General features: G+C 62.3%; 10 protein-coding genes. 1 reads left to right on the top strand and 9 read right to left on the bottom strand.

Translation table 11 applies throughout. The features are described from left to right. From ABWP50_RS12260 to ABWP50_RS12225, 8 genes are all read right to left on the bottom strand, one after another. A partial coding sequence (locus tag ABWP50_RS12260) for a PQQ-dependent sugar dehydrogenase (RefSeq protein WP_353218272.1) occupies positions 1–350 on the bottom strand: 350 nt, incomplete at its 3' end. Positions 351–449: 99 nt separating this feature from the next. Continuing rightward, positions 450–959 (bottom strand): DUF1993 family protein, encoded by a 510-nt coding sequence (locus ABWP50_RS12255; protein WP_353218271.1) that lies wholly within the window; start codon positions 957–959, stop codon positions 450–452. A 263-nt stretch (positions 960–1,222) separates the two neighbouring features. Further along, entirely contained in the window at positions 1,223–1,543 is a 321-nt protein-coding gene (locus ABWP50_RS12250) for a 2Fe-2S iron-sulfur cluster-binding protein (RefSeq protein ID WP_353218270.1), read from the bottom strand. Between the two features lie 11 nt (positions 1,544–1,554). After that, positions 1,555–2,898: a cytochrome P450 gene (locus tag ABWP50_RS12245; protein WP_353218269.1), complete on the bottom strand. Its 1,344-nt coding sequence runs from the start codon at positions 2,896–2,898 to the stop codon at positions 1,555–1,557. A gap of 140 nt (positions 2,899–3,038) precedes the next feature. After that, entirely contained in the window at positions 3,039–6,563 is a 3,525-nt protein-coding gene (gene dnaE / locus ABWP50_RS12240) for a DNA polymerase III subunit alpha (protein ID WP_353218268.1), read from the bottom strand. 116 nt (positions 6,564–6,679) lie between these two features. Beyond that, entirely contained in the window at positions 6,680–7,417 is a 738-nt protein-coding gene (locus ABWP50_RS12235; protein WP_353218267.1) for an acetoacetate decarboxylase, read from the bottom strand. Between the two features lie 13 nt (positions 7,418–7,430). Continuing rightward, complete coding sequence (locus ABWP50_RS12230; protein ID WP_353218266.1) at positions 7,431–8,183, bottom strand: acetoacetate decarboxylase; 753 nt, start codon at positions 8,181–8,183, stop codon at positions 7,431–7,433. Between the two features lie 44 nt (positions 8,184–8,227). Continuing rightward, positions 8,228–9,286: a patatin-like phospholipase family protein gene (locus tag ABWP50_RS12225; protein WP_353218265.1), complete on the bottom strand. Its 1,059-nt coding sequence runs from the start codon at positions 9,284–9,286 to the stop codon at positions 8,228–8,230. A gap of 219 nt (positions 9,287–9,505) precedes the next feature. Between ABWP50_RS12225 and ABWP50_RS12220 the strand changes: the two genes are divergently transcribed. Continuing rightward, positions 9,506–10,288: a 3-hydroxybutyrate dehydrogenase gene (locus ABWP50_RS12220; protein WP_353218264.1), complete on the top strand. Its 783-nt coding sequence runs from the start codon at positions 9,506–9,508 to the stop codon at positions 10,286–10,288. 69 nt (positions 10,289–10,357) lie between these two features. Here ABWP50_RS12220 and ABWP50_RS12215 read toward each other — a convergent pair. Then, positions 10,358–10,894: ABC transporter ATP-binding protein (locus ABWP50_RS12215; RefSeq protein ID WP_353218263.1), on the bottom strand; the 537-nt coding region annotated here is incomplete at its 5' end.

Here is a 10,894-nt window from a genome sequence, read left to right as displayed (position 1 = left end):
TCGCCCGGCAGCGCCACGCCGAGCATGCCGCCCTGGTTGCGCGCATCGGTGGCCGGCGTGCCGGTGATCGGTGTCTTGGTGCCATCCTTGCCCACGATGGTCAGCCGCCCGGCGGCCTTTTCGCTGACCAGAAAGCGGCCATCGGCCATGATGGCGACGCCCCATGGCCGGTTCAGGCCAGTGGCGATTTCGGTGACGCTGAGGGTGGTTTTGGAGGTGATCGCCTCGGCGCGGGTCTGGCCGGCGAAGGCGGGCGATTTTTCCGGCACATTGGGCGCGGACTGCTGCACGGGGGCAGCGCAGGCGGGCGCGGTGAGCAGCAGGGCGACGATGATGAGCGGGAAGCGCATGGGGTAATTCCTTTGATGCGGCCTATGCAGCCGCCCCGACAGACAGGCAATGCGGCACCGCACCGCCATGGTCAAACCGCGATGGTCAAACCGCAATGGTCAAACAGCGATTCTGGGCCGGCCAAGATAATCCTTCTTGCCCAGCCCCACCCCCTTGTTGCGGAAAATCCCATAGAGCGTGGCGGCGTGGAAATAGAAATTGGGCTGGGCAAAGCTGAGCAGGAAATTCTCGCTCTTGAACGGCATGCGGCGTTCGCCAAACACAAAGTCGGTATCGCCGCCGATGAAGCCCTCCATCTCGGCCTCGGTCACGGCGGCCAGCACGGCGTCGGCTTCGGTCAGCATCGCGGTAAAGCTGGCATAATCCGAGCTCGGCATGGCAAAACCGCCGCCAGGGCTGAACTGGCCAGTGCGCATCGCGGCAATGGCGCCCGCACTGTGCCCCGCCACGCTCTGCACCTGAAAGGCGAGCGGGAACATGTCAGGCGCCAGCCTTTGTTCGGCCAGATCGCCGATACCAGCAGCTTCGGCCTTGGCCAGCACATTGAGGCAGCCGGCGATGATCTGGCGGCAAGAGGGCACGAATGCGGCGTGGAGAGAGATCGGCATGGCTGGGGTCCCTGTGAGTCGAGCAGTGGCAAAGTTTTGCGCGGATTGGGGTGGGGAGCAAGGCGCTTGCGGGGCGCGGCCGGCGGCGAAGCCGCCGAGTCCGCTTGGGTTTGGGAAGGAAGAAAGGAAGAAAGAGCGTGGCGGAGCCACGCCGTCGAACGAGTCAAAAAGGGCGGGGTGTTGGCCCCGCCCTTTTCGCTCGCCGTCCGATCTTGCCGGAGTCGGTGGGCAGTGCTTCGCACTGTCCACGCGCCCGGCGGCGATTAGTGCTGCGTTTCCGGCATCAACACTTCCATCCCATCCAAAGCCGCCGAAGCCTTGATCTGGCAAGCCAGACGGCTGCTGGGCTTGGCGGTATCCGCCAGCTCGATCATCGCATCTTCCTGCTCCGAACGTTCGCCGGTCGCGGCTTGCCATTCGGACGGGATGTAGCAGTGGCAGGTGGCGCAGGCAGCGTTGCCGCCGCAATCGCCGTCGATGCCGGGCACGCTGTTTTGCAGCGCGCCTTCCATCAGGTTTTCGCCTTCCGGCACGTTGACTTCATGGCGGGCACCATTGTGCTCGACGTAAATGATCTTGACCATCTGTTGCTGCCTCAAGCCGGAATGCGGACCATCATGGATTTGTAACCGCGCACGAAGGCACTGGGCACGCGCTCCGGCTGCTCGACCACTTCGATCGTGTCAAAGCGCTTGAGAATTTCTTCCCACAGGATTTTCAGTTGCAATTCCGCCAGGCGATTGCCGACGCAGCGGTGGATGCCAAAGCCGAACGCCATGTGCTGGCGCGCGCGGGCGCGGTCGATGCGGAACTCGTCCGGCTTGTCGAGCACGGTTTCATCGCGGTTGGCCGATGCATACCACATCACCACCTTGTCGCCCTTGTGAATGAGCTGCCCGCCCAGCACCGTATCCTGCAGCGCGGTGCGGCGCATGTGGGCCAGCGGCGTTTGATAGCGGATGATCTCGCTGATCATATTGTCGACCAGGCTGTGATCGGCGCGCAGCTTGGCATATTCGCCCGGATTCTGGCTGAGGAAATACAGGCCGCCGGTGATCGAATTGCGGGTGGTGTCGTTGCCGCCCACGATCAGCAGCACCAGATTGCCCATGAACTCCATCGGCGGCATGTTGCGCGTGGCCGGATTGTGCGCCAGCATCGACACAAGATCGCCGGTCGGCTCGCTGTTGACGCGGTCGTTCCACAACACGGTGAATTCCTGGAGCATGCCCAGCAGGATGCCCTGCCGCTCTTCCTTGGTGGGCGCGCCCGGCAATTCCGGATCGGACGTGGAAATATCCGACCAATAGGTGAGCATGCGGCGGCGTTCCTGCGGCCAGCCGAACAGCGTGGCCAGCATGCGGCTGGTCAATTCGATGGAAACAAGGTCCACCCAATCAAACACTTCACCGCGCGGCAGGCTGTCGAGCACTTCGCAGGTGCGGCTGCGGATCAAGTCTTCGTAATTGGCCAGATTCTGGCCCGAAACGATCGGATTGACGGCCTTGCGCTGCACATCATGCTTGGGCTGATCCATGGCGATGAACATCGGCATGATGAAATCCTGGTCCATATCGAACAGGGTGATGCCGCCTAGATGCGCATCGGATGAAAATACCTGGTGATTGGTGTCCACCGCCATCACATCGTTCCAGCGCGTCACGCTCCAGAACCCGCGGTGGCGATTGTTGTTCACGCTGGTGAAAAACACCGGCGCTTCGTTGCGCAAACGCTTGAAATAGATATGGTTTGTATCGGTGGACCACCACATCGGATCGGCGATATCCACATCTTCCAGCGGCGCCGTGGCCAGATAAGCCTCCAGCGTCGCGACGTCGTGGTTGGGCAAATCAGGCTTCACACGCGGCGGAAACGGATAGCTGATGCTGCCCTGCGGCAGGGTTTGCGTGCTGCGCGTGTCGGTCAATTGCGTTGCCATGTGAACTCCCAAGAATATCCGAGTGTCTTGCGCCCTCATTTACGGACATACACTACGCACATTGAGTCCACCACCGGAAAATGCGGATTTTGGCTCCGCAATTGCACAGTCTGACGCACCCCGGCCCGGCAACCCTGATCCTACCCCACCAGCGCCAGATTCGGCGGGTCCAGCGCTTCCTGCTCGACCCGGTCCGGCCCCAGCGCCCGAGTGAGCGCGGCTTCGAGATCGGCATCGATCAGCCAGCGCCGGCCCAGCACCAGCCGCGCCGCGCCGTCTGCTGTCGCCACATCGGCGACCAGTTCACCGCGGCCCAGCGCCGGATGTTTGGCCAGCACCGCCGCCAGCGTCGCCACTTCGGCCGGGTGTTCCAGCCGCACCACCAGCCGGCCCCGCGTGCGCTTGGCCAGTTCGGCCAGCGGTTGCAGGCTGCGCAGCGTCAGGCGCGGCACATCATCGGCATCGCGCCATTGCAGTTCGATGCCGAGCAGCAGCGCCGGCGCGTCGGCCAATAGGGCCTCGACCCGCTCCTGCAGATCCTCCTCCCACAGGCTGGCGGAAAATTGCCCGGAGCGGTCGGAAAACGTGAGCAATTGATAGCGCCGCCCGCTCGCCTGGGTGGTGCGCCAGCGCCGTTCCTCCAGCCGCCCGGCCAGCATCACCATGCGCTTGCCGCCGCCTTTGGGCGCGGGCAGCTCCAGCGCCTCCGTGTGGGTGATCACCTTGTTGGCGACCAGCACATTGGCAAAGCCATCGACCGGATGGCCCGAAAAGAAAAAGCCGAATGCCTCCTGCTCATGGGCCATGCGCTGCGCCGACGTCCAGGCTTGCGGCGGCACCATCAGCACCAGACGGGCATGATCATCGCCGGCACTGGCGCCAAACAGCGCCGCTTGCGCGGATTCGCGTTCCTGGGTGGCGGCATTGGCCGATGCCATGATCGCTTCGGCGAGCGCGTGCACGCCGCCGCGATTGGGATGCAGCACATCAAAGGCGCCGCCGCCAATCAGGCTTTCCAATTGGCGCTTGTTGAGGCCGCGCGGATCGGCCCGCCGCGCCAGATCGGCCAGATCGCGGAACGGGCCATTGGCGTTGCGCTCGGCGACCAGCGCCTGCATCGCCTTGTGGCCCACGCCTTTCAGCCCGGCCAGGCCATAGCGCAGCGCGCCATTTTCCACTGAAAAATCCGCTGATGATGCATTCACGCACGGCGGCAACACCGCCACTTCCGCCGCGCCCTGCCCCCGCCGCGCATCATCGACAAACAGCGCCAGCCGGTCGCTGTTGTCCATGTCGAACTCCATCGACGCCGCATAGAATTCGGCGCGGTGGTGGGTTTTCAGCCAGGCCGTCTGATAGCTGATCACCGCGTAGGCCGCAGCATGGCTCTTGTTGAAGCCGTAATTGGCAAATTTCAGGATCAAATCGAAAATGGCAGTCGCCGTGGGTGCATCGATGGCGTTCGCCGCCGCGCCCTGCGCAAAGCGTTCCTTTTGCGCTTCCATTTCGGCCTGGATTTTCTTGCCCATGGCGCGGCGCAGCAGATCGGCTTCACCAAGGCTGTAGCCGGCCAGCTCGCGCGCCAGGCTCATCACCTGTTCCTGATAGACGATGATGCCATAGGTTTCGCGCAGCGTCGGCTCCATCGCCGGGTGCAGCAGCGACACCGCTTCGCGGCCGTTCTTGCGGGCGGCAAAGCTGGGGATATTGTCCATCGGGCCAGGGCGGAACAACGCGCCCAGCGCCACGATATCGCCAAAACAATCCGGCCGCACCTGCGTGAGGGCGCGGCGCATGCCTTCGGATTCAAACTGGAACACGCCCACCGTGTCGCCTTCGGCAATCAGCCGGTACACCGCCGGGTCGTCCGTTGGCAGCGTCGCCCAATCCACCGACACGCCCTTGTCTGCCAGCATCCGCGCGGCGCGGTCGAGCACGGACAGGGTTTTCAGCCCCAAAAAGTCGAACTTCACCAGCCCGGCCTTTTCGGTGGCCTTCATTTCAAACATCGTCACCGGCATGTCCGAACGCGGATCACGATACAGCGGCACCAGTGTCTTCAGTGGCCGATCGCCGATCACCACACCGGCGGCATGGGTGGAGCTGTGGCGCGGCAGGCCTTCCAGGCGCAGCGCAATATCCACCAGCGCCTTGATCTTGGGATCGCGCGCCACTTCGGCCTGAAACTGCGGATCACCCGCCTGCTTGTTGCCGTCCTTGTCACGGCCCTTGCCCAGCGCACGGTCCAGCGTCCACGGATCGGCCGGCAGATTGGGCACCAGCTTGGCGAGGCGATCGGTCTGGCCATAAGGCACCTGCAGCACGCGGCCGACATCCTTCAGCACGGCGCGCGCCTTCATCTTCCCAAAGGTGATGATCTGCGCCACCCGGTCCTTGCCGTAGCGGTCCTGCACATAATCAATGACTTCGCCGCGCCGGGTTTCGCAGAAATCGATATCGAAATCCGGCATCGACACGCGGTCAGGGTTCAGGAAACGCTCAAACAGCAGGCCATGTTCCAGCGGATCCAGATCGGTGATGGTCAGCGCCCATGCCGCCACCGAACCAGCGCCCGAGCCGCGCCCCGGCCCCACCGGAATCCCCTGCGCCTTCGCCCACACGATGAAATCGGCCACGATCAGGAAATAGGCCGCAAAGCCCATGTTGATGATGACATTCAGCTCAAACTCCAGCTGCTTGTCGTGCGCCGCGCGCGCATCACCGCTCAGGCCGAGCACGGCCATGCGGGCATCCAGCCCGGCGCGCGCATTGGCCCGCAGCGCATCATCTTCGCCGCCCGCCGCCAGCCGCGGCAGGATCGGCTTGCGGCTGGGCGCCAGCACGGCGCAGCGCTGCGCCACCACCAGCGTGTTGGCGATGGCTTCGGGCAGATCGGCGAACAATTTGTGCCAGGCCTTGGCGGGTTTCAGCCAGTGTTCGGGGTTGGATGTGCGCCGATCCTGGCTTTCGACATAGGCGCTGTCGGCAATGCACAGCAGCACATCATGCGCCGCATGCATATCAGCGGTGAGGAATTTCACCGGCGCGGTGGCCACGATGGGCAGATCGCGCGCTGCGGCCAGGCGCAGCAGTCCCGCTTCGCTGCGCTGCTCGATGGGATCATTGCTGCGCGAAATCTCGATATAGAGCCGGCCGGGAAACAGCGCCGCCAGCCGGTCGGCCATGGCGTCGGCGTCCTGCCCCTCGGCCAGCAACCGCGCCAGCGCGCCGTCTGCGCCGCCGGTCAGGCAGATCAGGCCATCGGTGCGGCCATCCAGCGCCTCCAGCCGCAGCATCGGTTCGCTGGCGGCCTGCGATTCCAGATGCGCATCGGACACCAGCGCGATCAGATTTGTGTAGCCAAGCTCGTCCTGCGCAAACAGCACCAGCCAATCAACCTCGGCCCGGCCGGTGAGCGCGGCGGCGGCCAACGCGCCCTGCGGACGCTCAACGGGCAGCAGCGCGCCGATCAGCGGTTGGACACCGGCATCCTTGGCCGCCGCCGAAAAATCCATGGCGGCAAACATGTTGGCGCGGTCGGCCAGGCCAATTGCGGGAAAGCCGGCCAGCCGCGCCGATTTTGCCAGTTGTTCCGGCTGGATCGCGCCTTCCAGCATCGAAAAGCCGCTCTGGCAGCGAAGAGGAACGAATCCAGCGTGGGCCATCACTGGACTATGCCCATGCTGCGGGCTGGCTGCCAACCAGCGCGGCAGTGTTGTCCCCAGAAAAACGACGCCCACCCGCGGCCGGCGCCCATCGGCGCCGGCCGCGGGTGGATCAATCAGGCAAGATAATCGTGGAGCACCTTGCCGTACGGCAGCGTCATGTCGGTGATGATGTGCAGCCCGTCCAGCTGCTCCAGCACCGGCAGATCGGCCATCGGGCAATTGACGGCCGGGGTCAGTTCCAGCCGGGCGCGCCCGGTCCAGGCACCCTTGACGATCACCTTGTCGAAATTGATGCCCACCAGCTGGGCAATGGCCGGCGTGCCGTCAATGTCCGGGATCAGCTTCAGTGTCACCTGCGTGCGCTTCAGCAGAGCCTCAACCTCCCCAAGATCATCGGGGCTACTGTGCTTGTAGACCATCGTGCCGCTGGCCACTTTTTGGGTGGCATAGGTGAGCACACCGGTCAGCGTGTCGCTGGCGGTTTCCAGCGTTGGCTGGCCATATTTCATCGGATAGCCCCAGATTTCGCGGCCACCAGCCAGAGGCGGGCAGTTATCGACATACATCTGGACGAGGAAATTGCATTTTTCGCCGTTCAGCAGGCACGGAATCGCCTGCACCGCTGCCGAATAGGCGCCAAAGCCTTCGCCATCCGGCAAATCCAGCCACTGCACCGTGACGATATCGCCATCGGGCATCAGCGGTTCCGGCAGCAGCTTGCGGATCATCGCCGGATCGGTGCGATACTGGATGATCATATATTGCCGGTTGAAGAATTTGTACGGCCCGGTCGGATAGGTCGGGCTTTGCAGCGGCATCGAGCTGAGCTTCAGCACATCCTGCTTGTTCATGTCCTGTCCCTCCTCAGCCGGCGTCTTTGATGTAATCGAACAGCACGCGGCCATGCGGCAGCGTCAGATCGCTGACGAAATGCTTGCCGCCCACGATGCGCAAGATCGGCAGATCCGCCACCGGCGCATTGACATGCGGGATCAGCTGCAACCGCGCCGGGCTGACCCAGACGCCCTTCACCGTGATATTTTCCAGATTATAGGCGACGAGCTGGCAGATCTTCGGGCTGCCATCCACGTCGGGGATGATCTTCAGGTTGCACGATGTCTTGGTCATGCCCTTGGCCTGGGCCTCGCAGCCACCCGGCGCTTCCTGCCACTTGTAGGCCATGGTGCCCATCGCCACCGACTGCCCGGCGTACGACAAGGTGCCGGTCAACGTGTCGGACGCCACTTCCAGCTTGGGCAGCGCATATTTCTTTGGGAAGCCCCAGATTTCGCGGCCGCCATCGATCGGCGGCTGATCGTCCAGATACATTTGCGCCGTGTAGTTGATCGGCTCACCATTATACGTGCACGGAATGACGATGCCGCTTTCGGTGTAATCACCAAATCCCGAGCTGTCGGGCATGCGGATCCATTCGTACAGCACATGATTGTCGGCATTTGGCACCAACGGTTCCGGCACCGCAGCGCGGAGCGCCACCGGATCGGTTTCATAGGTGATGATCATGAATTCGCGGTTGATGAAGCGGTATGGCCCCAGCGGATAGCTGGGCGCGACCGCTGGCATCGACGGAAGCTTCAGTATTTCTTCTGGTGTCATGGTTCCACGTGCCCCCCAGCCGTTACAGTTTGCCAATGCGATTTTTACAGGAACGAAGACTTGATATCAGTGGACGAACGCACGCCGATATCATCAAAATGCTCTGTCAGCCACTTGCTGGCACATTCGCGGCCCACATCGCGCAGCTTCTTCATGAAGCCCCAATCGGGGTTGAGCTTGCTGGTGACGCCCAGGCTGGTCATATATTCCTCGTCCTGAATCGAATGGATCAGCATGCGGCGATGCTTGTCGTCCTCCAGCTGGCCATCATCGATGAGGTGGCTGACAAAGGCGATCGCCCGCATTTCACGCATCAGGCTGGAATTGAAGCTGATTTCGTTGATGCGGTTCATGATGTCCTTGGCGGATTTGGGAATTTCATTGCGGTTGAGCGGATTGATGTGGACGATGACCACATCGTTGGTTTCGCTGCCATAAATCAACGGAAAAATCGCCGGGTTGCCCATGTAGCCACCATCCCAATAGGCTTCGCCGTCGATTTCGATGGTCTGGAACATGAACGGCAAACAGCCCGAAGCCAGCACCTGATCCGGGCCGATTTCGTGATTTTCAAACATCTTGACCTTGCCGGTGCGCACGTTCGTTGCCGACAAGTACAGCTTGATCGGGCAGCCTTCACGCAAAACGTTGAAATCAATCGAGCTTTCCAGAACCTTGCGCAGCGGATTGACGTTCATCGGATTGAGTTGATACGGCGACATCACCCGGGACAACATGTCCATCATCATGAAAACCGGGCTGTAATCGAGGTTGTGATTGTTCAGCGCCTTGTCGATGAACGATGGCTGCAACGGCCCCTTGGCACCTTCGTCGCTGATTTTCTTCCAGAATTTTTCCAGTTCCTCGCGCGCGCCATCCGCGCCGCCGATGGTCAGGCCATAGCCCAACACAGTGGCGTTCATCGCGCCGGCGCTGGTGGCACTCACCGCATCGAACTTCACGCGGCCATCCTCAAGCAGGCGATCAATCGCGCCCCAAGCAAAGGCCCCGTGCGCACCGCCGCCCTGCAACGCCAGATTGACGGTTTTGCTGTTGGCCCCAGGCACATCGGCCGGCGCATTGCGCACATTCTTGGTCGCCATAGAAACCCCCCGTTTGACCGCAGGACAGCATTGATTTTGCGGTGGAAGAAAGGGATAACCCACGATAGTGAAGTGGGCAAGGACGATTCGCCGCAGTTGCAAACAATTCACACTGTAATTGCTCCGTCACAAAGACTCTTGATAACCACCTACCGGTCTCATTTCACAAGGCGCAATCACCAGATTTATTTCACCAGGCGCGAAAACAGGGGATTTTCCATGCTCAAGGGACTTAGTGCAATCGTCACTGGCTCAACCAGTGGCATCGGTCTTGGCATTGCCAATGTGCTGGCATCAAAGGGTGCCAATCTTGTCATCAACGGCTTTGGTGATGCCGCAGCCATCGAAGCGGAGCGCGCGCATCTTGAAGCCACGTATGGCGTCAAGGTCGTCTACAGCGGCGCCGACATTTCCAAGCCCGACGATGTCAAGGCGATGGTCGAACTGTGCGTCAGCAGCTTTGGTTCGATTGACATTCTCGTCAACAATGCCGGCATCCAGTACACCGAAAGCGTCGAGGATTTCCCGGCCGAGCGTTGGGACGCGATCATCGCCATCAACCTGTCCGGCATCTTCCATGCCATCAAGGCGGCACTGCCGCACATGAAGTCCAAGGGTTTCGGCCGCATAATCAACATCGCTTCCGTGCACGGCTTGATCGGCAGCGTCCACAAGGTCGCCTATGTTGCTGCCAAGCACGGCGTTGTCGGCATGAGCAAGGTGGTTGCGCTGGAAAACGCCGGCAGCGGCATCACCTGCAACACCATCTGCCCAGGCTGGGTGCACACCCCGCTGGTGCAGAAGCAGATCGAGGCCAAGGCGGCCGAACAGGGCATCACCGTTGAAGAAGCGACCGAGCAGCTGCTGATCGCCAAGCAGCCATCCAAGCAGTTCGCCACGCCCGAGCAGATGGGCGAATTGGCCGCGTTCCTGGCCAGCGAAGCCGCTGCGCAGATGACCGGCATTGCCATTCCGGTTGACGGCGGCTGGACCGCGCAATAACCTTTCGGCATTACGGGCGACAAACCGGCGCGGTGACACACAAGGTCCCCGCGCCGGATTTGTGTCTGGTCAGGCGATGCGGCCGGCCTTCAGCGTCACCACCCGGTCAACCGAGCGCGCCAGTGCCAGATTGTGGGTGGCGATCAGAGCCGCGCTGCCCTGCCCGCGCACCAGGCTGACAAACTCCGCCAGCACCAGCCCAGCGGTGGCTTCATCGAGATTGCCGGTCGGCTCATCGGCGAGCACCAGCGCCGGGCGGTTGGCCAGGGCGCGCGCCACGGCGACACGCTGTTGTTCGCCGCCCGACAATTGCGCCGGTTTGTGCGTGAGCCTCGCGGCCAGGCCCAGCGCACCGAGCAGTTCATCTGCGCGGGTGCTCGCGGCTGCGCTGGGCACGCCGGCCACCATTTGCGCCAGCATCACATTTTCACGCGCTGAAAAATCCGGCAGCAGATGATGGAATTGATACACAAAACCCAGCCGCTGCCGGCGCACGCGGGTGCGGCCGAGATCATCCAGCGTGCCGGCATCTTCGCCGCAGATGCGAATACGCCCGGAAAATCCGCCTTCGAGCAGGCCAACCGCTTGCAGCAACGTCGATTTGCC

Source organism: Sandarakinorhabdus sp. (assembly GCF_040398645.1).
Taxonomy (GTDB): Bacteria; Pseudomonadota; Alphaproteobacteria; order Sphingomonadales; family Sphingomonadaceae; genus Sandarakinorhabdus.
Note: the sequence above shows the minus strand (reverse complement) of the source record. Positions and strands in the feature narration are given on the sequence as shown.